This is a genomic window from Kitasatospora sp. NPDC058218 (genome assembly GCF_042882445.1).
Taxonomy (GTDB): Bacteria; Actinomycetota; Actinomycetes; order Streptomycetales; family Streptomycetaceae; genus Kitasatospora.
Genome location: NZ_JBHVWC010000020.1, coordinates 81,228 through 101,258, shown reverse-complemented (window position 1 = coordinate 101,258; position 20,031 = coordinate 81,228). Strand labels below are relative to the sequence as shown.

Sequence of the window (20,031 nt, the reverse complement as noted above, 5' to 3'; positions counted from 1 at the left end):
GGTGCGGCGGGCGGCCGCACGCCGCACGCCACCGCCGGGTCACCCCTCTGACCTGCGGTGATGCCCGATCCCCGGCTGACAAGCCGACGTTTATCGAACGTCAATCGGCCCGGTGCACAGTGGAGTCCAGCGCCGGGGAAGCGTTGAGGGTGCTCCCGCAGCCGGGGGGCTGCGGGAGCACCGAACGCACGGGGGAAGGCCTCCACGGGGGAAGCACGGGGGAGTGCGGGGCCTACGGCGCGGGGGGAGGGAAGGGCTCGGTGTGCTGCTGGGAGATGAGGTCCGCCACGGGGGAGGCCTCCGGCACACCGAGCCGCGTGAAGACCGCGTGGGCCTCGCGCAGACAGGCCAGCCCGCGCGCGGGCTGCGCGAGGCCGAGCAGCGCCTCGCCCAGCGCGGCGTTGGCCAGGCCCTGGCAGTAGGCGCCGTCGATCTCCTGGGCGATCACCAGCGACTCGCCCGCCGCCTCCGCGGCCTCGGCCGTCCGGTGGCTCGCCAGCAGGCTCACCGAGAGCCGGGCGAGCGCGTAGCCCTCGCGGAGCCGGTTCTGCTGGGACTGGTAGAGCGCGTGCGCCTCCCGGAGGTGGGCGACCGCCTCGCCGGGTGACCCGGTGGACGACAGCACCACCCCGAGTTGGTACAGGGTGTCCGCCAGACAGGGGCCGTTGGCCGAGCGCCGCGCCGTGGCGACGGCCTCCTCCACCGACCGCACGGCCTCCGTGCTCTTGCCGACGTCCAGCTGGGCCCGGGCGATGTTGCCGAGCAGGCGCGCCTCGCCGATCGGGGCGCCGACGACCCGGCTGATGCCGAGCGCCTGCTCGAAGAACGGCAGCGCCTCGTCCCCGCGGTTGGCGAGACTCAGGATGATGCCCAGGGTGTTGGCCACCATGGACCGCATCACCGTCACGTCGTCGGGGTCCTGGAGCGAGAGGCTCGCCCGCAGGGAGCGCTCGGCGCCCTGGAAGTTGTTGGCGAAGTACTCCAGGGTGCCCAGCGCGAAGTGGACCCGGGCGAGCGCCTGGGCATCGCCGTGCGACTGGGCGTTGGCGTCGGCGATCTCCAGCAGCCGGCGGGCCCGGGCGGCGTGCGTCGGGTCCTCGACGATGCTGTTGAGCGTGATCAACAGGTCCAGCGCGGGCCGCAGCAGCGCCGACGGGCCGCCCAGCGCCGCCTCCACGGTGCTCAGCAGCATGCCGACCTCGGCCCGGAGCCACTGCTGGGCCCGGGCGTCGTCCGGCAGGTCGAGACCGGCGGCGGTGAGTTCGTCCAGCGGCTCGAACAGCTGGTCGTCGGGTTCGATGAGGCGCGCGGCGTTGCGCATGGTCGGCAGCAGGTGATGCAGCAGACGGAGCACCGCCTGCTGCTGCTCCTCGGTGTCGGCGGACTTCTCGTTCTGCCGCTGGGCGTAGAGCCGCAGCAGGTCGTGGTAGCGGTAGCGCCCCGGGGTGAAGCACTCCAGCATGTTCGCCTCGACCAGCGCCTCGGTCAGCTGCTCGGCGCGCGGCTCGTCCTCGCCGAGCAGGGCGGCCGCCGCGTCGAGCGGCAGGTCGGGCGAGTCCACCAGCGAGAGCAGCCGGAACGCCCGGGCCTCGTCCGGCCGCAGCTGTCCGTAGCCGAGGCCGATGGTCGTCTCCACCGCGAGGTTGCCCAGCTGAAGCTCGTCGAGCCTCCGCCGTTGGTCCGCTAAGCGGCGGGCGAGGTCGGAGACGCTCCATCGCGGCCGGCTGGCGAGCCGGGCCGCCGCGATCCGGACGGCGAGCGGCAGGAAACCGCACGAGGTGACGACGGCCAGGGCCGCCTCCGGCTCGGCGGCCACCCGCTGTTCGCCCACGATGGCGGAGAAGAGCGCCAGGGCCTCGGCCGGGGTCAGCTCCTCGACGTCGACCAGGTGGGCGCCGGGGATCCCGGCCAGCCGGGAGCGGCTGGTGGCGAGGACGGCGCTGCCCGAGACGCCGGGGATCAGCGGCTGCAGCTGGTCGGCGTCCCGGGCGTTGTCGAGCAGGATGAGCATGCGGCGGTTGGCCAGCAGGGACCGGTACAGCGCGGCCCGTTGCTCCAGCGAGTCCGGGACTTCGGTGGCGCCCAGCGAGTGCAGGAAGTCGCCCAGCACGACGGCCGGGTCGGCGGGCGACGCGCCCGCGCCGCGCAGGTCGACGTAGAGCTGGCCGTCCGGGAAGTCGCCCCGGACGCTGTGCGCCACGTGGACGGCGAGGGTCGTCTTCCCGACACCGCCGATGCCCGCGAGGGAGGTCACCACCACGGCCTGGCCGGTCGCGCCCTGCAGGACCGCCCGGAGTTCGGCGACCAGGCCGGCGCGGCCGCTGAAGTCCGAGACGTCGGCGGGCAACTGGGCCGGGGCCGGGGCGTGGGCGGGTGACTCCTCGCGGCTGCCGGAGGTCGTGGGCCGGGGCGGGCCGGGCGCGGTGAGCGTGGGGTCGCCGGCCAGGATCCGGGCGTGCATGGAGGACAGGCCCGCACCCGGTTCGACGCCGAGCTCCTCGATCAGCAGCTTCCGGGTGTCCGTGTAGACGCCGAGCGCCTCCGCCTGGCGGCCGCAGCGGTAGAGCGCGAGCATCAGGAGTTCGCGCAGCCGTTCCCGCAGCGGGTGTTCGGCGGTGAGCGAGCTCAGCTCGGCGACCACCTCGGTGTGCAGGCCGATCTCCAGCGCGGCCGCGCACCGCTCCTCCCAGACCGAGACGTGGCGCTCCGCCAGGCGCAGGCGCTGGGTCTCGGCGTACGGTCCGGGCACGCCGGCCAGCGCGCGCCCGCTCCAGAGCGAGAGGGCCGAGACCAGCAACCGGTGCGCCTCGACCAGATCGCCGTCGGCCCGGGCGGTGGCGGCTTCGGAAACGGTGCTCTCGAAGACCGCCAGATCCAAAGCGTCGGAGGAGATCCGCAAGGCGTATCCGTCGGGCAGGGACACGAGGACCGCGGCGGGTGCGCGGACCTCCCGATGGGGCTCGATGACGGTACGCAGACGGGAAACATAAGTCCGCAATGCGGCGATTGCCTGCGGTGGGGGCCTTTCTCCCCAGATCCCGTCGACAAGGTCCTGCGTGGTGACCAGCCGGCCTTGTTGCAGCAGCAGACAGGTCAGTACCGCCTGCTGTTGCGGGGACCCGAGTGCCAAGGCCTCCTGGCCGCGCCGCGCCTGCACCGGACCGAGCACCTGGAAGCGCAGCGTGTTGCCGTGCGGCGTTTCCTGAGGCTCCATGAATTTCCCCCGATGACCTGTGACGGCAGGCGCGACGCGCGGGGCGTTCGGCGGTCCCGCTGCGGTGCATCAGCTTAGGCGGACGGCTGCAAACACTGGAGAACAGCACAAGCGGCGCGATGTTTATAGGACATTTAGCGGCTCCAACGATACTGTCCGGGCGCCTGGGTCGAGTTCGGTCGGGCGCGAGCGAATCCCGATGACTTGAAAGGCAACCACTCCATGGCCGAGAACGAGCCCACCAGCACTGTGACACCGTCGGCCGAGCCGGAGACCACCTCGCCCGCCGCCGCGGACCGCACCGCGGACGCCCAGGTGGTGGACGAGGCGGCGGCCAACGTCGCCGGCCACATCGTCCCGGCCGACGAGGCGCACGTCGACCCGCAGGAGCTCATGGGCGGCGAGGTCGCCGAGCCGGAGCACACCGACGAGAAGTCGGACAAGCCCTACGAGCCGTTCGGTGTGATCAACAGCCGCCCGTAGCGGCCGCAGCCCCGGATCCGGGCCGCCCACCTCCGTGGTGGGCGGCCCGTCCGCGTTCTCCGGGCCGTCGCCGGTGGCCGGATCCGATCGCCGCCCGGGGCGCCCGCCCGCGGCGGCCCGTCACGCGACCCGGCTCTCGTTGAGGCGGGAGTCCCGGTTGCGGGCCGCGAGCCGGGCGCTCAGCCGGGCCCGGTTCTCCAGCGCGGGGCGGTCGGGTGCGGGTTCGGGGCCGGGTCCGGGGTCGTCGGGGGACGGGTCCGGTGCCGGGCCGACGCGGTCGGGCGGGGCGGTCCACTCGCAGCCGCCGCCCGGGGGCCGCAGGTAGTGCTCTCCGCCGAGGGTGTCCATGTAGATGCCGGTGCGTCCGGTCCTGGTGTCGAGGACGAGTTCACCCACACGCGGTCGGTAGGCCGCGGCGTTGCGCTTACGGGTGCTCACCGCAGTGCTCCTTGCTCTGGTGCGGACGCGGCGGTGGAGGCGCCGGTCCTGGTCGCTGTCGGTGCCTGTGTTCTGCTCGGCGACTACCCAGCATCTCTAGAGAAGCTAATATCTCTAGAGATGTCAACGGCCTGACCGGTCATACCGGCTTACCGGCGGCCGCGGGCGCCTACGATTCTGGCGAGGACGAGGGAGCAGGCGATGGTCGGCAGCAGCGGCGGGAAACAGCCCAAGTACCAGCGGATCGCCGACACGCTCAAGGCGGCCATCGACACCGGCGAGTACCGCGCGGGCGACCGGCTGCCCGGCGAGAACGACCTCATGGACACCTACGGCGTGGCCCGGATGACCGCCCGCCAGGCGCTCGGCGTCCTGCAGAGCGAGGGCATCGCCGAGGCGCGCAAGGGCGCGGGGGTCTTCGTCCGGGACTTCCGGCCGCTGCGGCGGCGCGGGATCCAGCGGCTCGCCCAGGGGCAGTGGGGGTCGGGGCGGTCGATATGGTCGGCGGACATCGACAACCGGACGCTGGTCGTGGACCAGGTGTCGGTCACCGAGCAGGGGGCGCCCGAGCACGTGGCACGGGTGCTCGGGGTCGACCCGGGGGCACCGATGTGCGTGCGGCACAGACGGTTCGTGCTGGACGGCAAGCCGGTGCTGCTGTCCACGTCCTACCTGCCGGCCGGCCTGGTCGCCGGGACGGCGATCACCCGTGAGGACACCGGGCCGGGCGGCACCTACGCCCGCCTCGCCGAGATCGGCGCCAAGCCGGTGCACTTCCGGGAGGAGGTCCGGTCGCGGATGCCCAGCGCGGAGGAGGGCGCCCGGCTGGAGCTTTCGGCGGGCACCCCGGTCATCCTGATCTGCCGCACCGCCTTCGCCGACGAGGGGCAGGTCGTCGAGCTCAACGAGATGACGCTCGACGCGGCGTCCTACGTGCTGGAGTACGACTTCGACGCCTGAGCGCCGGTCGGGGCGCCCGGGGTGCCCCGGACGCAGGACCGCCCCGGTCGCGGAGTTCGCGGCCGGGGCGGTGCGTGCTGAAGGCGGTGCGTGCCGAGTGCGGTGCGGGCGGGAGCCGGCGCGGGCTACTCCTTGGAGCGCACCCGCAGGCTGGTGATCAGCGGGCCCTCGGTGGTCTCGCGGAAGAAGTCGTTGCCCTTGTCGTCCACCACGACGAAGGCCGGGAAGTCCTCGACCTCGATGCGCCAGACGGCCTCCATGCCCAGCTCGGCGTACTCCAGCACCTCGACCTTCTTGATGCAGTCCTGGGCCAGGCGGGCGGCCGGCCCGCCGATGGAGCCGAGGTAGAAGCCGCCGTGCGCGGCGCACGCGTCGGTGACCTGCTTGCTGCGGTTGCCCTTGGCGAGCATGACCATCGAGCCGCCGGCCGCCTGGAACTGGTCGACGTAGGAGTCCATCCGGCCGGCCGTGGTGGGGCCGAAGGAGCCGGAGGCGAAGCCCTCGGGGGTCTTGGCCGGGCCGGCGTAGTAGACCGGGTGGTCCTGGAGGTACTTGGGCATGCCCTCGCCGGCGTCCAGGCGCTCCTTGATCTTGGCGTGCGCGATGTCGCGCGCGACCACCAGCGTGCCGGTGAGCGAGAGCCGGGTCTTGACCGGGTACTTGGACAGCTCGCTGCGGATCGCGGACATCGGCTGGTCGAGGTCGATGCGCACCACGTCGTCGTCGAGGTGTGCGTCGGTGGTGTCCGGCAGGTACTTCGCCGGGTCGGTCTCCAACTGCTCCAGGAAGACGCCCTCGGCGGTGATCTTGCCCAGCGCCTGGCGGTCGGCCGAGCAGGAGACGGCCATCGCGACCGGCAGCGAGGCGCCGTGGCGCGGCAGGCGGACGACGCGCACGTCGTGGCAGAAGTACTTGCCGCCGAACTGCGCGCCGATGCCGATCTTCTGGGTGAGCTCGGTGACCTTGGCCTCCAGCTCCAGGTCGCGGAACCCGTGGCCGGTGCGGGCGTTGCCCTCGGTCGGCAGGTTGTCCAGGTAGTGCGCGGAGGCGTACTTGGCGGTCTTCAGCGCGAACTCGGCGCTGGTGCCGCCGATCACGATGGCCAGGTGGTACGGCGGGCAGGCGGCGGTGCCGAGCGAGCGGATCTTCTGCTCCAGGAACGAGAGCATGCTGGCCTCGTTCAGGATCGCCTTGGTCTCCTGGTACAGGTACGACTTGTTGGCCGAGCCGCCGCCCTTGGCCATGAACAGGAACTTGTAGGCGTCGCCGTCGGTCGCGTACAGCTCGATCTGGGCCGGCAGGTTGTTGCCGGTGTTCTTCTCGTCCCACATGGTCACCGGGGCCATCTGGGAGTAGCGCAGGTTGAGCTTGGTGTACGCGTCGTAGACGCCGCGCGCGATCGCGCTCTCGTCGCCGCCGGTGGTCAGCACGTTCTGGCCGCGCTTGCCCATGACGATCGCGGTACCGGTGTCCTGGCACATCGGCAGGATGCCGCCGGCCGAGATGTTGACGTTCTTCAGCAGGTCCAGCGCGACGAAGCGGTCGTTGGGGCTGGCCTCCGGGTCGTCCAGGATGCGTCGCAGCTGGGCGAGGTGGGCGGGGCGCAGGTAGTGCGAGATGTCGTGCATCGCCTCGGCGGTGAGCAGCCGCAGGGCCTCGGGCTCGACCTGGAGGAAGGTGCGACCGCCGGCCTCGAAGGTGGAGACACCCTCGGAGGTCAGCTTGCGGTACGGGGTCGGGTCAGCGCCCAGGGGGAGGAGGTCGCTGTACTCGAAATCCGGCGTGGGAGCCATGGGGGCGGTCCTTAGTGTTCCAGTGATCCGGCTGCGTCGGCGAAGCACCCTCAAGGGTAGGTCCCGCGGAAACGTCGCACGCGGACAGGTCAGCCTGCGTGACCGGGGTCACTCGGACACGCGTACGGGACTTGCCCGGTTGACTAGGCTTGGCCCGTGGACAACTCGCCGTCGCAGGACGACCAGGGGCAGTCGCCCGTACCCATGACCAAGCCGGGGGCCGAGGCTCCCGTCCGCACCGACCGGGCCCCGGTCGCGGAGGCCGAGATGCGGGCCTCGGACGCCGACCGCGAGCGGGTCGCGGAGCTGCTGCGCGACGCCTACGCCGAGGGCCGGCTGAACGTGGACGAGCACGCCGAGCGGATCGAGGCCGCGTACGGGGCCAAGACGCTGGGCGACCTCGTGCCGCTCACCCGCGACCTCCCCGCGCACCGGTCGATCTCCTTCGAGAAGGCCCCGCTGGGCGCTTCTGACCACCACCGGCCGTCCGGCCCGGTGCGGCTGCCGGCCCGTCAGGAGGCGCCGACCATGGTGGCGATCTTCGGTGGGGCGTCCCGCCGGGGCCGCTGGCGGGTCGGCTCGCACCTGCGGGCGGTCGCGGCGTTCGGCGGGGTCGAGATCGACCTGACCGACGCCGTCTTCGAGTCGCCCGAGGTGGAGATCGAGGTGATCGCCATGTTCGGCGGCGTCGAGATCAAGGTGCCGGAGAACGTCAGTCTGCACGGCAGCGGGGTCGGCATCTTCGGCGGCTTCGACGTCAAGGAGCAGACCGCCGCCGACCCGTACGCGCCGGTCGTCCGGGTCAAGGGAGTCGCGGTGTTCGGGGGCTGCGAGGCCAAGCCGCGCAAGGGCAAGAAGCTCAAGGAATGGGTGCGCAAGCAGCTCGGCGCCGACTAGGGCCGCCGGGGACGAGTGCCCGGGCGGGAGCAACTCCCGCCCGGGCACTCGGCGTTGCGGCGAGTGCAGGCTGTAGTCGATTGCGTGCAGTGTGCATGAATCGCGGTGCGGCGGGGTAGTTCCTCTCGCACATCGCTTCTTGTACGGCTGCGCACCGGAGGCGGCCTGAGGCCGGCCCGGGGGGTGAAGAGCGGGGGCTCGCAGCCGGGCAGGGGAGCGAGCTTCCCCGTGTCCGAGAGCCTCGTCAGGAGTACGGCCGTGCTGCATCCGATCGAGTCCCGCACCACTTCGCCCGTCGCCGCCGCCCAGGTGCTGGAGCGCCCGCCGGCCGCCCAGTCGCAGGGCGACGACAATCCCTGGCACACCGGCGCGGCCTGCCGGCGGGACGAGGTGGGGCTGTTCTTCGCCCCTTCCAAGGAGCCGACGGCGGCCCGGCTCTCGCGCGAGGAACAGGCGAAGCAGGTCTGTGCGCGCTGCCCGGTGCTGCTGGAGTGCCGGGAGCACGCGCTGGCGCAGCCGGAGCCGTACGGGGTGTGGGGCGGGCTGACGGCCGCCGAGCGCCGGGTGGTGCTGGCCCGCCGGCGGCGGCGGGAGACGGATCTGCACGAGGCCGCCCGGATCCCGGCGGCCCGCAGCCGGATCGCCGGCTGAGGAGGGCCTGAGCGCGGGCTGGGCGGGGCGTTCACGTACCCCGGCCCGGTGACGCACGGCGGGCGAACGCCCCGCGGTACGCGAACGCCCCGCGGCTTCGGCGAAGGGGGATTTCGCCGAAGCCGCGGGGCGGTGGAACGCGGCGGCCGGGCCGGCTCAGTTGGCCCGGTCGAAGTCGATCGCGCTGTACGCCCGCAGCTTGGACAGCTTGTGGGTGGAGTGGATCTCCCGGATGGTGCCGCTCTTGGAGCGCATCACCAGCGAGCTGGTGGTGGCGGTCTCCTGGCGGTAGTGCACGCCGCGCAGCAGCTCGCCGTCGGTGATCCCGGTGGCGACGAAGAACACGTTCTCGCCGCTGACCAGGTCGTCGGTGGTGAGCACCCGGTCCAGGTCGTGGCCCGCGTCGAGGGCCTTCTGGCGCTCGGCCTCGTCCTTGGGCCACAGCCGGCCCTGGATCACGCCGCCCATGCACTTCATGGCACAGGCCGCGATGATGCCCTCGGGGGTGCCGCCGACGCCCATCAGCAGGTCGACGCCGGTGCCCTCGCGGGCCGCCATGATGGCGCCGGCCACGTCGCCGTCGGAGATGAACTTGATCCGGGCGCCCGCCTCGCGGATCTCCTGGACCAGACCCTCGTGCCGCGGCCGGTCGAGGATGACCACGGTGACGTCCTCGACGGCGCTGCCCTTGGCCTTGGCGACCCGGCGGATGTTGACGGCCGCCGGGGCGGTGATGTCGACGAACTCGGCGGCCTCCGGGCCGGCCACGAGCTTGTCCATGTAGAACACGGCGCTCGGGTCGAACATGGTGCCCCGGTCGGCCACCGCCAGCACGGCCACGGCGTTGTTCATGCCCTTGGCGGTGAGGGTGGTCCCGTCGACCGGGTCCACCGCGACGTCGCACTCGGCGCCGGTGCCGTCGCCGACCCGCTCGCCGTTGTAGAGCATCGGCGCTTCGTCCTTCTCGCCCTCGCCGATGACGACGACACCGTTCATGGAGACGGTGGAGACGAGGGTGCGCATGGCCTTGACCGCGGCGCCGTCGGCGCCGTTCTTGTCGCCACGGCCGACCCAGCGGCCGGCCGCCATCGCGGCCGCCTCGGTGACCCGGACGAGTTCGAGCGCGAGGTTCCGGTCCGGAGCCTCGGGCGCGACCTCAAGGGCGCTGGGGAGATTGTGCGGGTACTGCGTGGTCATCGTCGTTACCTCTCTGTACGCGACGGCCAGTAAGCGCCCGACTACTGCCAGGTCGAACGCCGTGGTGAGGGTCCTGCGATCGTATCTGCCCACGAGATGACTGTCTGTGGCGCGGGTCGCCACCCCCGGCCGGAATCGGCCTGTTCGCCCCGGATCACCCGGACGTGGGCACCCCGGGTGGCGGTGCCCCGTGGTGGATGAGTCACCATGTGGGGGTGGCTGGAGAGAGCAAGGGCATGAGGAGCCGGCAGTCGGTACGGGACATGGTCCTGTCGATGCTGGCCGTCGGTTTGGTGGTCTGGGTCGGGTACCTGTTCCTGCCGCACGACGCCGGCGGCGACGGCGTGCGCACGGTCGAGTACAAGGTGGCCGCGGCCTCGGCGAAGCGCGCCGCGCCCTACTCGCTGCTCTCCCCGGAGGGCCTCTCCGACAAGTGGCGGGCCACCTCGGTCAAGTACGACCCGGCGGCGCTGGGCGGCGGCCGGGGCAACGCCTGGCACCTGGGCTTCGTCACCCCCGCGGGCCAGTACGCGGCGGTCGAGCAGAGCGACATCGCCCGCGACAAGCTGGTCGGCGCGCTGGTGGCCGGCGGCGAGCCGGACGGCAGCTCCGACGTGGCCGGGCAGGCCTGGGAGCGGGTCCGGGGCGACAAGTCCCGCGCGCTCGTCCTCCAGAACGGCGGCGGCACCACGGTGCTCACCGGCACCGCCTCGTACGAGGAGCTGGCCGAGCTGGCGCAGGCGCTCAAGTAGCGCGCGCCCCGCGGCGGCGGAACACGCGGAAGGGCCCGCACCGGTCGAACGGTGCGGGCCCTTCCTGCGTGCCGGCGGTCAGACGGTGGTGACGACCTCGTCGTAGGCCAGGCGCGGCGAACGCGGGTACCAGGCGTCCTCGCCCGGCTTGCCGATGTTCACCACGGCCAGCACCGAGTGCTCGCCGTCGGCGAAGAACTCCTTGTTGATGCCCTCGGCGTTGAAGCCGGTCATCGGGCCGGCGGCCAGGCCGGCGGCGCGCACGCCGACGATGAAGTAGCCGGCCTGCAGGGCGCCGTTCAGCAGCGCGGAGGACTCGCGGACCGGACGCTCGGTGAAGAAGAGGTCCTTGGCCTGCGGGAAGCTCGGCAGCTGGGTCGGCAGCTCCTCGTGGAACTCGTTGTCCACGGCCAGGATGGCGACCAGCGGGGCGGCGGCGGTCTTCGCCTTGTTGCCGTCCGCCAGGTGCTGGACCAGGCGCTCGCGACCCTCGGCGGAGCGGACCAGGACCACGCGCAGCGGCTGCTGGTTGAAGGCGGTCGGGCCGAACTTGACCAGCTCGTAGATGGCCTGGATCTGCTCCTCGGAGACCGGCTCGTCGGTGAAGGTGTTCGCGGTGCGGGCGTCGCGGAACAGCAGGTCCTGAGCGGCGGCGTCGAGTACCAGGGCGTCGGTGGTCATGCTTGTCTGCACCTCATGCGGGACGGGGTCGTCTGGTCGACCGGCGGCGCCGATCACTTGATCCCAACATAAGTGAACTTTCAACTGTTCCCCGGGGTGGTGTGACGCGCATCACTCCTGGGTGGAGCCGCCCTCCTCGGCGGCCAGCGCGGCGTCCAGCCGGGCCCGGGCGCCGTCCAGCCACCGCTGGCAGACCTTCGCCAGCTGCTCGCCGCGCTCCCAGAGCGCCAGCGACTCCTCCAGCGACGTGCCGCCGTTCTCCAACTGCCGGACGACCTCCAGCAGCGCGTCCCGGGCGTGCTCGTACCCCAGCGCGTCGTCCGGCGTCCGGGGCGCCGCCTCCACCTGCTCCTGCTCAGCCATGGGAGCCAGCGTAGGGGCTGGCGCCGACAGAACGGCCGCAGCCGTGCGCGACCGGATGCACCCGACCGGCCTGCGCCGCGTGCCGGCGCTCCTACGACCGGGGGCCGGCCGTCACGTCGAAGCCGCCGCCCGCCACCCGGGCGTGCAGCCCGTCGCCCGCCGCCACCTGCGCCGGATCGGTCACCACCGTGCCGTCCGCGCGCTGCAGCACCGCGTAGCCGCGCTCCAGGGTGGCGGCGGGGGAGAGGGCGACCACCCGGGCCAGGGTGTGCCCGAGGTCGCTCTGCGCGTGGTCCAACCGGTGCCCGAGGGTGCGCCGGGCCCGCTCCAGCAGGGCCCCCACCTCCTGGCCGCGGCCGTCCAGCATCCGGTGCGGCGCGGCCAGCGCCGGGCGGCTGCGCACCCCGTCCAGCCCGTGCTGCTCCCGGTCGACCCGGCCGAGCACCTGTCGCCGGGCCCGGTCGCGCAGGGTCAGGACCTTCGTCAGCTCCTCGCCGACGTCCGGCACCACCCGTTTGGCGGCATCGGTCGGAGTGGAGGCGCGCAGGTCGGCGACGAAGTCCAGCAACGGCTGGTCCGGCTCGTGCCCGATCGCGCTGACCACCGGCGTCCGGGCGGCCGCGACCAGCCGCACCAGCGCCTCGTCCGAGAACGGCAGCAGGTCCTCCACGCTGCCGCCGCCCCGGGCCACGATGATCACGTCCACCTCGGGGTGCTCGTCCAGCTCGCGCACCGCCGCGCCGACCCGCTCCACCGCGCTGACGCCCTGCACCGGCACGTTGCGCACCTCGAAGCGGACGGCCGGCCAGCGCCGCCGGGCGTTCTCCAGGACGTCCCGCTCGGCCGCCGAACCGCGCCCGGTGACCAGGCCGACGCACTGCGGCAGGAACGGCAGCGGCCGCTTCCGCTCGGCCGCGAACAGGCCCTCGCCGGCGAGGCGCCGCTTGAGCTGCTCCAGCCGGGCCAGCAACTCGCCGAGCCCCACCAGCCGGATCTCGGCCGCCCGCAGCGAGAGCTGGCCGCGGGCCGCGTACCACTCCGGCTTGGCGTGCACGACGACCCGCGAGCCCTCCTGCACCGCGTCGGCGACCTCGTCGAAGACCGAGCGGAAGCACGTCACCGTCAGCGACACGTCCGCCTGCGGGTCACGCAGGGTCAGGAACACCACGCCCGCGCCCGGCCGCCGGCTGAGCTGGGTGATCTGGCCCTCCACCCAGACCGCGCCGAGCCGGTCGATCCAGCCGCCGATCAGCGCGGAGACCTTGCCGACCGGGAGCGGCGCTTCGGGGGAGCTGGTGTTGGCCATGCGTACGAGGCTAGCGGCGGATGCCGACAGGGACCGGACCTAACGGCGGATGCCCACGGCGGAGGCCCCCTGGACGAGCAGCACGACGAGCCCGACCCCCAGCCAGACCGCCCCGGTGAGCTGCGCGGTGGGCGAGGCCTCGTAGACCACCGCGCCGATCACCGCGATGCCCAGCAGCGGTACCACCAGGTGCCGCAGCCAGTCCCGCGAGCCGTGCTTCACCACGTACCAGCCGATCACCGAGGCGTGCAGCAGCGCGAAGGCCGTCAGCGCGCCGACGTTCACCACCGAGGTCAGCTGGTCCAGCCCGTCGTCCCGGTTCGCCGCCCAGACGGCCGCGCCCATCGTGATCACCGCCGCGACCAGCAGCGCCCGGCGCGGCACCGCCGAGTCCGCGTCCACCGCGGCCAGGAAGCGCGGCAGCCGCCCCTCCCGGCCCATCGCGAAGACCAGCCGGCCGGCCGCCGCCTGCCCGGCCAGCGCCGCGAAGGCCGCCCCGATCGCCTTGCTCGCCGCCACCAGCAGGTGCAGCCAGTGCCCGATCCCGCTCTCCACCGTGTCGTAGAAGGCCGAGCCCTGCGCGGCCGGGTCCGCCGCCAGCTGCTGCGGGGTCAGCGGCTCCAGCAGCGCCGCCAGGTACGTCTGCACCACGAAGAGCACCCCGGCCAGCACCAGGCACCACAGCACCGCCCGGGCCACCGCCGCCGAGGCGCCGACCGCCTCCTCCACGAAGGTGGCGATCGCGTCGAAGCCCAGGTACGACAGGACCGCGACCGAGACCGCCGAGATCACGGCGGTCAGCGAGAAGCCGCCGACCGCCGTGAACGGCGTGTCCCAGCCGCGCTGCGCCCCGTCGCGCACCAGCACCACCACGGCCGCCACCACGAACACCGCCAGCACCGCGATCTCCAGCGCCAGCACCCCGAGGCCCACCGCCGCCGCCGTCCGCACCCCGGCCAGGTTGAGCGCGGTGGTGACCAGCACCGCCAGCGCCGTCCACACCCAGCGCGACACGTCCGGCACCAGCGAGTTCAGGGCGATGCCCGAGAAGAGGTACGCCACGGCCGGGATCAGCAGGTAGTCCAGCATCGCCATCCAGCCGGCGATGAACCCCGGCCCCTCGCCCAGGCCGGCCCGCGCGTAGGCGAACACCGAGCCGGTCTGCGGCACCGCCCGCACCATCTGGGCGTACGAGAAGGCGGTGAAACCCATCGCGACCGTCGCCGCCAGGTAGACCGACGCCACCGCCCCGTGGCTCTTGGCGTCCAGCACGCCGAACACGCCGACCGGTGCCATCGGGGCGATGAACAGGAGCCCGTACACCATCAGATCGCGGACACTCAGGCTGCGCCGCAGGCCTCCGGCGTCGACTCGCTCGCTCATAACTTCCACATTTGAGCACCGGTGACCGGATACGGCACGAAAGCGCCTTCCGTCGGCGCGGCCCGCCGCCGCCCGTACGATGGAGCCATGTCCAACACCGCGCAGCGCCGTGTCCTGCTCGCCGCCCCCCGGGGCTACTGCGCGGGCGTCGACCGCGCAGTGATCGCCGTGGAGAAGGCCCTGGAGCAGTACGGGGCGCCGATCTACGTCCGCAAGCAGATCGTCCACAACAAGTACGTGGTGCAGACCCTGGAGAAGCAGGGCGCGATCTTCGTCGACGAGACGGAGGAGGTGCCCGAGGGTTCGATCGTGGTGTTCTCCGCGCACGGCGTCGCGCCGTCCGTCCACGACGAGGCCGAGGCCGGCCGGCTCGCCACCATCGACGCCACCTGCCCGCTGGTCACCAAGGTGCACAAGGAGGCCGTCCGGTTCGCCGACGAGGGCTTCGACATCCTGCTGGTGGGCCACGAGGGCCACGAGGAGGTCGTCGGCACCATGGGTGAGGCCCCGGACCGGATCCACCTGGTGGACGGTGCCGAGGACGTCGCGGGCGTCGAGGTCCGCGACGAGTCCAAGGTCGTCTGGCTCTCCCAGACCACGCTCTCGGTGGACGAGACCATGGCCACCGTGGGTGAGCTGAAGAAGCGCTTCCCGCTGCTGGTCAGCCCGCCCAGCGACGACATCTGCTACGCCACCCAGAACCGCCAGGTCGCCGTCAAGCAGATGGCGCCCGAGACGGACCTGCTGATCGTGGTCGGCTCCAAGAACTCCTCCAACTCCGTCCGCCTGGTCGAGGTCGGCCTGGAGTACGGCGCCAAGGCCGCCCACCTGGTGGACTTCGCCGACGAGATCCAGGAGTCCTGGCTGGACGGCGTCACCACGGTCGGCCTCACCAGCGGCGCCTCGGTGCCGGAGATCCTGGTCGAGGGCGTGCTGGACTGGCTGGCCGCGCGCGGCTACGGCGACGTGTCGACCGTCAAGACCGCCGAGGAGCACCTGACCTTCTCGCTGCCCAAGGAACTCCGCCGCGACCTGCGCGCCGAGGCCGCCGGCAAGCTGTAGCGGACCCCGGAGAACCCGGTGCCCCTCGGGGGTGCCGGGTTTTCCGCTGTGCGCGGCCGGGTGGGCTCTCGTAGTTTTGTGCACAGGTGTGCACAGGCTGTGGACAACGGTTTCGGCGGAGGGCGGTCGTCATGACGGCGGTATTCGGTGTGGACATCGGCGGTTCGGGCATCAAGGGCGCCCCCGTCGACCTGGCCCGGGGCGTGCTCGCCCAGGAGCGGCACAAGGCCCTCACCCCGCAGCCCTCGGCACCGGAGGCCGTGGTCGCCGCCGTCCGCGAGGTGGTCCGGCACTTCGACCACCGGGGACCGGTCGGGCTGACCTTCCCCGGTGTGGTGGTGAACGGACAGACCAGAACGGCCGCCAACGTCGACAAGGGCTGGATCGGCCTGGACGCCGCGGGCCTGTTCCGCGAGGCGCTCGACCTGCCGGCCGTCGTGCTCAACGACGCCGACGCGGCCGGGCTCGCCGAGACCGTCCACGGGGCCGGCCGCGACCAGCAGGGCGTCGTCCTCGTCCTGACCTTCGGCACCGGCATCGGCAGCGCGCTCTTCGTGGACGGCACGCTGGTGCCCAACACCGAGCTGGGCCACCTGGAGCTGCGCGGCAAGGACGCCGAGCGGCGGGCCTCCTCGGCGGCCAAGGAGCGGCACGGGCTGAGCTGGGAGCAGTGGGCGGTGCGGGTCGACGAGTACCTCGACCTGGTGGAGATGCTGTTCTCGCCGCAGCTGATCGTGATCGGCGGCGGAGTGAGCCGCAAGCACGAGAAGTTCCTGCCGCTGCTGCGCGGCCGCGAGGCGCGGATCGTCCCGGCCGAGCTGCGCAACGACGCCGGGATCGTCGGGGCGGGCATGGCGGCGGCCCGGGCCTCTTCCGCCTGAGCCGTCGGCGGGCCCTCGCTCCGATCGGTGCCGGGCCGGGGGGCGTACGGCGGTGGGGAGCGGGGCGTACGGCGGTGGGGAGTGGGAAGTCGGCCGGTCCGACGTCCCACTCCTCAGCGGGCGCGGTGGATCCGCCGCTGGGCCACGAACCGGGCGATCACGATGACCGCGGCCAGGCCGGTGCCGGTGAAGAGCCAGCCGGCCCGCATCGCCAGGCCCGTCGCCAGCGCCACCACCTGGGCCGTCACGCCCGAGGAGGTGACCGGGCCGAGCAGCAGCAGGGCGACGGCGAAGGCGATCGGTCCGCTGATCGGGGCTGCCAGCAGGTCGGCGAACCGGACCCGGACGGCCAGCTGGAAGCAGATGACCAGGTAGCCGATGCCGAACAGCACCCCGAGACCGCCGAACAGCATCCGGTCCACGCCCGCCAGCGCGACGGTCGCGAGCGTCGCGGCCACCCCGGTGCCGATCGCGGTCAGCCGGGTGGGCCGCCCGGTGCGCCGGCGCCCGTAGAGGCGGCCGTTCGGGCGGCCACCACCGCGTTCGCCGGTGCGTTCGCCACCGCGCTCACCGCCCTGGGCGTCCTCGCGGGCGTTCTCGTGGGCGTCGTCACGCTCGCCGGGGCGCGGTCCGAACGGCAGACGCAGCCGGGGCCGGGCACCGCCGGGCCGGCCGCGCTCGGGCAGGCCGGCCACGGGGCGTAGTCGGGAGGCGGGTGCGGCGGAGGCCTCGGCGGTCTCGGGGGCCCGCCCGGGCCCGGGGACGGCGGCCCCGGCCGCGCCGTTCGGCGGTCGGCGTCTGGGCCCTGGCGGCTGGGTTCGGATGCGCTGCTCCACCCACCCAACGTACGGTCCGATCATCGCCACACTGTGTAATGGGCCTCGGGACCTTGCTCCGTGTCTCCGGACGGAGTACTGGTGTGATCGTCGCTCAACTCCTCCAGGGGGACGCATGACCAGCGGATTCGCCTTCGAACGCCTGCACCACGTCCAGCTCGACATCCCGGCGGGGGCGGAGGACGAGTGCCGCGCCTTCTGGCGCGACGTGCTCGGCATGGCGGAGCTGACCAAGCCCCCGGTGCTGGCGGCGCGCGGCGGCTGCTGGTTCCGTGGCGGCGGGGTCGAGGTGCACCTGGGCGTCGTGCCGGAGTTCCGGCCGGCCCGCAAGGGGCACCCCGGCATCCAGGTGCGGGCGCTGGACGCGCTCGCCGAGCGGCTCTCCGCACATGGTCATGAGGTCGTCTGGGATGACGATCTGCCCGGTCATCGCCGCTTCCACTCCAGCGACCGCCTCGGCAACCGCCTGGAGTTCCTGGAGCCGCTGCCCGCAGCGGGGGCCTGACCCGCTGCCCGTAGACTGGGGGATCGGCCCGCACGGTGCCGACCCAACTCCTCCAAGCCCACGGGACTGCGCTTCATGTCGCTCACGATCGGAATCGTCGGCCTGCCGAACGTCGGCAAGTCGACCCTGTTCAACGCCCTGACCAAGAACGACGTGCTGGCGGCCAACTACCCGTTCGCCACCATCGAGCCGAACGTCGGCGTCGTCGGCGTCCCGGACGCGCGGCTGGCGAAGCTCGCCGAGATCTTCGGCTCGCAGCGCATCCTCCCGGCCACCGTCGACTTCGTCGACATCGCGGGCATCGTGCGCGGGGCCTCGGTCGGTGAGGGCCTGGGCAACAAGTTCCTGGCGAACATCCGTGAGTCGGACGCGATCTGCCAGGTCATCCGGGCCTTCGTCGACCCGGACGTGGTGCACGTCGACGGCAAGGTCTCGCCGAAGGACGACATCGAGACCATCAACACCGAGCTGATCCTCGCGGACCTCCAGTCGATCGAGAAGGTGCTGCCCCGGCTCCAGAAGGAGGCCCGCCTGAAGAAGGAGTCGGCCGCCACGCTGGCCGCCGCCGAGGCCGCCCAGAAGATCCTGGAGACCGGCAAGACCCTCTTCGAGGCGGGCTTCGACGCCTCCTCGGTGCGCGAGCTGCACCTGCTCACCACCAAGCCCTTCCTCTACGTCTTCAACGTCGACGAGGACGAGCTGGTCGACGAGGAGTTCAAGGAGGCCCAGCGCGCCCTGGTCGCCCCCGCCGAGGCGATCTTCCTGAACGCCAAGATCGAGTCCGAGCTGATCGGCATGGACGAGGACGAGGCGCTGGAGCTCCTGCAGTCCATGGGCCAGGAGGAGACCGGCATGGCCACCCTCGGCCGGGTCGGCTACGAGACCCTCGGCCTGCAGAGCTACCTCACCGCGGGCCCCAAGGAGACCAGGGCCTGGACCATCAAGAAGGGCGCCACCGCCCCCGAGGCCGCCGGTGTGATCCACACCGACTTCCAGAAGGGCTTCATCAAGGCGGAGGTCATCTCCTTCGACGACCTGGTCGCCTGCGGCTCCATCGCCGAGGCCCGCAGCAAGGGCAAGGCCCGCATCGAGGGCAAGGAATACGTCATGCAGGACGGCGACGTCGTGGAGTTCCGCTTCAACGTGTGATCGCATGATTACTTTGAGCTAGCTTGATCTGTCAAATGTGCAGGTCAGGCGGGGCCCGCCTCCCTTGAGGCGGGCCCCGATCTCTTTTCCGTGCTGACTTGGTGCTGACTTCTTCGACTCGTCGCGCCTGCTTGAGTGGTACGTTATGTGGTACCAGTTATGGAGGGAGTTCAGTCGATGTCGATCACTGCCAGCGAGGCGCGCAAGGCTCTCTTCCCGTTGATCAAGAAGGTCAACGATGATCACGAGGCCATCGAGATCGTCTCCAAGCACGGAAATGCCGTACTCGTCTCGGCCGAGGACTATGCCGCCCTGCGTGAAGGCTCCTACCTGTTGCGCTCGCCGGTGAACGCCCGCCGCTTGCTCAAGGCGTACGAGAACGCCCTTGGCGGCATAGGGCTTTCCGAGCGGGAGCTCATCGACCCTGATGCGGCGGATGTCGAGAAGGGTGCCGCGTGAGGCTCGTCTTCGAAGAGGGCGGCTGGGAGGACTACACGTCCTGGCTCAAGAACGACCGCAAGATGCTCGCCCGGATCAACAAGCTCATCGAGGACGTCCTGCGCGACCCGTTCGCCGGGATCGGCAAGCCCGAGCCGCTGAAGTACCACCTGCCGGGGGCCTGGTCGCGGCGGATCGACGATGAGCACCGCCTCGTCTACCTGGTGACGGACCGGGAGATCATCGTTCTGGCCGCCCGTTACCACTACTGATGGCTGGCTGCGAGTTCGATTCACCGTGCTGATTCCGTGCTGACTCGGGCCGCCAGGATCAACGTTTTCGCAGGTCACAGCGTTGTGGTGGAAGTTCCGCTTCAACGTCTGAGCGGACGGACCGACGCCGGCCCGCCGTAAAGGGGCCGACTCCTCCGGGAGTCGGCCCCTTTCGGTTGTGCGTGTCGGATTCTTCGGTGTGGGATCAGGTGTCGTAGACGGTGGAGCGATGGCCGACGTGCACGACCCACACCACCAGCTCTCCGTTCTCGATCGTGTAGACGACGCGGTAATCACCCACGCGCAGGCGACGGCGTTCGGGCTGGGAGACGAGCGCTGTGGTGTTGAAGCCGAAGGGGTCGCGCTCCAGCTCGGTCAGCTTGGCCAGGATGCGCAGCGCCATGTCACGGGGGATCTTCCGCAGCTCGGCCTGAGCCTCCGGCCGGAAGACGGTGCGGTACTCACTCACTGCGCGCCAGCGTCTCCCTCATGACGTCCTCGATCGGACTGCCGGCCGAGGGGTTCGCCATGCGCTCGTCGATGATCCGGTTGATCTCGCGCTCTTCCCATTGCTGGTACTTGCGGAGGACCTCGATGGAGACCACGGCGGCGACCTCTTTGCCCCGGCGCGTGATGACCGTGGGCACGTCGTCGCGGTCCGCACGCTCCACTACCTCCGCCAGGTGAGCGCGCACGTCGCGGATGGACTCTATGGGCAGCGGCTGTGTCATGCGCCCAAAGGTACCTGGTGTCCTATGTGTACACAAGAC

22 protein-coding genes are annotated in these 20,031 nt (G+C 71.9%); 11 read left to right on the top strand and 11 right to left on the bottom strand.

Going from position 1 to position 20,031, the window contains the following annotated elements; genetic code table 11:
• Positions 1-232 precede the first annotated feature (232 nt).
• Positions 233-3,214: a BTAD domain-containing putative transcriptional regulator gene (locus tag ACFVYI_RS15245; RefSeq protein ID WP_387885259.1), complete on the bottom strand. Its 2,982-nt coding sequence runs from the start codon at positions 3,212-3,214 to the stop codon at positions 233-235.
• Positions 3,215-3,436: 222 nt separating this feature from the next.
• On the opposite strand from ACFVYI_RS15245, the gene ACFVYI_RS15240 reads away from it, so the two are divergent.
• On the top strand, positions 3,437-3,697 hold the full coding sequence (locus ACFVYI_RS15240) for a hypothetical protein (RefSeq protein WP_387885257.1): 261 nt from the start codon (positions 3,437-3,439) through the stop codon (positions 3,695-3,697).
• Between the two features lie 120 nt (positions 3,698-3,817).
• On the opposite strand, the gene ACFVYI_RS15235 is transcribed toward ACFVYI_RS15240, so the two are convergent.
• The gene (locus ACFVYI_RS15235) at positions 3,818-4,135 is read right to left on the bottom strand and encodes a hypothetical protein (RefSeq protein ID WP_387885255.1); all 318 of its coding nucleotides are present in this window, start codon (positions 4,133-4,135) and stop codon (positions 3,818-3,820) included.
• A 201-nt stretch (positions 4,136-4,336) separates the two neighbouring features.
• Between ACFVYI_RS15235 and ACFVYI_RS15230 the strand changes: the two genes are divergently transcribed.
• Positions 4,337-5,095 carry a GntR family transcriptional regulator gene (locus tag ACFVYI_RS15230; protein WP_387885252.1) on the top strand — a complete coding sequence of 253 codons (759 nt, stop codon included), beginning with the start codon at positions 4,337-4,339 and terminating at the stop codon, positions 5,093-5,095.
• A gap of 125 nt (positions 5,096-5,220) precedes the next feature.
• On the opposite strand, the gene ACFVYI_RS15225 is transcribed toward ACFVYI_RS15230, so the two are convergent.
• Entirely contained in the window at positions 5,221-6,888 is a 1,668-nt protein-coding gene (locus ACFVYI_RS15225; RefSeq protein WP_387885249.1) for a fumarate hydratase, read from the bottom strand.
• A 204-nt stretch (positions 6,889-7,092) separates the two neighbouring features.
• Between ACFVYI_RS15225 and ACFVYI_RS15220 the strand changes: the two genes are divergently transcribed.
• Positions 7,093-7,785: a DUF1707 domain-containing protein gene (locus ACFVYI_RS15220; RefSeq protein ID WP_387885316.1), complete on the top strand. Its 693-nt coding sequence runs from the start codon at positions 7,093-7,095 to the stop codon at positions 7,783-7,785.
• Between the two features lie 309 nt (positions 7,786-8,094).
• Entirely contained in the window at positions 8,095-8,436 is a 342-nt protein-coding gene (locus ACFVYI_RS15215; RefSeq protein WP_360640247.1) for a WhiB family transcriptional regulator, read from the top strand.
• A 156-nt stretch (positions 8,437-8,592) separates the two neighbouring features.
• Here ACFVYI_RS15215 and glpX read toward each other — a convergent pair whose 3' ends face one another.
• Complete coding sequence (gene glpX / locus ACFVYI_RS15210) at positions 8,593-9,633, bottom strand: class II fructose-bisphosphatase (protein WP_387885247.1); 1,041 nt, start codon at positions 9,631-9,633, stop codon at positions 8,593-8,595.
• Positions 9,634-9,848: 215 nt separating this feature from the next.
• Between glpX and ACFVYI_RS15205 the strand changes: the two genes are divergently transcribed.
• Positions 9,849-10,385, top strand: a complete 537-nt coding sequence (locus ACFVYI_RS15205; protein ID WP_387885244.1) for a DUF4245 domain-containing protein — start codon at positions 9,849-9,851, stop codon at positions 10,383-10,385.
• A gap of 78 nt (positions 10,386-10,463) precedes the next feature.
• On the opposite strand, the gene ACFVYI_RS15200 is transcribed toward ACFVYI_RS15205, so the two are convergent.
• From ACFVYI_RS15200 to ACFVYI_RS15185, 4 genes are all read right to left on the bottom strand, one after another.
• Positions 10,464-11,066 carry a malonic semialdehyde reductase gene (locus ACFVYI_RS15200; protein ID WP_387885241.1) on the bottom strand — a complete coding sequence of 201 codons (603 nt, stop codon included), beginning with the start codon at positions 11,064-11,066 and terminating at the stop codon, positions 10,464-10,466.
• 111 nt (positions 11,067-11,177) lie between these two features.
• Entirely contained in the window at positions 11,178-11,429 is a 252-nt protein-coding gene (locus ACFVYI_RS15195; RefSeq protein ID WP_387885238.1) for an exodeoxyribonuclease VII small subunit, read from the bottom strand.
• Between the two features lie 91 nt (positions 11,430-11,520).
• Positions 11,521-12,735, bottom strand: coding sequence for an exodeoxyribonuclease VII large subunit (gene xseA / locus ACFVYI_RS15190; protein WP_387885236.1), 1,215 nt, complete (start codon positions 12,733-12,735; stop codon positions 11,521-11,523).
• A 39-nt stretch (positions 12,736-12,774) separates the two neighbouring features.
• Positions 12,775-14,118: an APC family permease gene (locus ACFVYI_RS15185; protein WP_387885234.1), complete on the bottom strand. Its 1,344-nt coding sequence runs from the start codon at positions 14,116-14,118 to the stop codon at positions 12,775-12,777.
• An 87-nt stretch (positions 14,119-14,205) separates the two neighbouring features.
• Between ACFVYI_RS15185 and ACFVYI_RS15180 the strand changes: the two genes are divergently transcribed.
• Together ACFVYI_RS15180 and ppgK are read left to right on the top strand one after the other, a co-directional pair.
• Positions 14,206-15,180, top strand: coding sequence for a 4-hydroxy-3-methylbut-2-enyl diphosphate reductase (locus tag ACFVYI_RS15180; RefSeq protein WP_387885233.1), 975 nt, complete (start codon positions 14,206-14,208; stop codon positions 15,178-15,180).
• 131 nt (positions 15,181-15,311) lie between these two features.
• On the top strand, positions 15,312-16,061 hold the full coding sequence (ppgK, locus tag ACFVYI_RS15175; protein WP_387885231.1) for a polyphosphate--glucose phosphotransferase: 750 nt from the start codon (positions 15,312-15,314) through the stop codon (positions 16,059-16,061).
• A gap of 113 nt (positions 16,062-16,174) precedes the next feature.
• Here ppgK and ACFVYI_RS15170 read toward each other — a convergent pair whose 3' ends face one another.
• On the bottom strand, positions 16,175-16,897 hold the full coding sequence (locus ACFVYI_RS15170; protein WP_387885229.1) for a DUF6542 domain-containing protein: 723 nt from the start codon (positions 16,895-16,897) through the stop codon (positions 16,175-16,177).
• 115 nt (positions 16,898-17,012) lie between these two features.
• Between ACFVYI_RS15170 and ACFVYI_RS15165 the strand changes: the two genes are divergently transcribed.
• From ACFVYI_RS15165 to ACFVYI_RS15150, 4 genes are all read left to right on the top strand, one after another.
• A complete protein-coding gene (locus ACFVYI_RS15165; RefSeq protein WP_387885227.1) occupies positions 17,013-17,402 on the top strand; it encodes a VOC family protein in 390 nt (129 codons plus the stop codon).
• Positions 17,403-17,477: 75 nt separating this feature from the next.
• The gene (ychF, locus tag ACFVYI_RS15160) at positions 17,478-18,551 is read left to right on the top strand and encodes a redox-regulated ATPase YchF (RefSeq protein ID WP_387885226.1); all 1,074 of its coding nucleotides are present in this window, start codon (positions 17,478-17,480) and stop codon (positions 18,549-18,551) included.
• Positions 18,552-18,728: 177 nt separating this feature from the next.
• Positions 18,729-19,010: a type II toxin-antitoxin system Phd/YefM family antitoxin gene (locus ACFVYI_RS15155; RefSeq protein WP_375983048.1), complete on the top strand. Its 282-nt coding sequence runs from the start codon at positions 18,729-18,731 to the stop codon at positions 19,008-19,010.
• A complete protein-coding gene (locus tag ACFVYI_RS15150; RefSeq protein WP_355403450.1) occupies positions 19,007-19,261 on the top strand; it encodes a Txe/YoeB family addiction module toxin in 255 nt (84 codons plus the stop codon). The genes ACFVYI_RS15155 and ACFVYI_RS15150 overlap by 4 nt, the downstream gene beginning before the upstream one ends.
• 205 nt (positions 19,262-19,466) lie before the next feature.
• Here ACFVYI_RS15150 and ACFVYI_RS15145 read toward each other — a convergent pair whose 3' ends face one another.
• The gene (locus ACFVYI_RS15145; protein ID WP_387885224.1) at positions 19,467-19,730 is read right to left on the bottom strand and encodes a type II toxin-antitoxin system RelE/ParE family toxin; all 264 of its coding nucleotides are present in this window, start codon (positions 19,728-19,730) and stop codon (positions 19,467-19,469) included.
• Positions 19,723-19,992, bottom strand: a complete 270-nt coding sequence (locus ACFVYI_RS15140) for a type II toxin-antitoxin system Phd/YefM family antitoxin (RefSeq protein WP_387885221.1) — start codon at positions 19,990-19,992, stop codon at positions 19,723-19,725. Before ACFVYI_RS15140 ends, ACFVYI_RS15145 begins: the two co-directional genes overlap by 8 nt.
• Between the last annotated feature and the right edge of the window lie 39 nt (positions 19,993-20,031).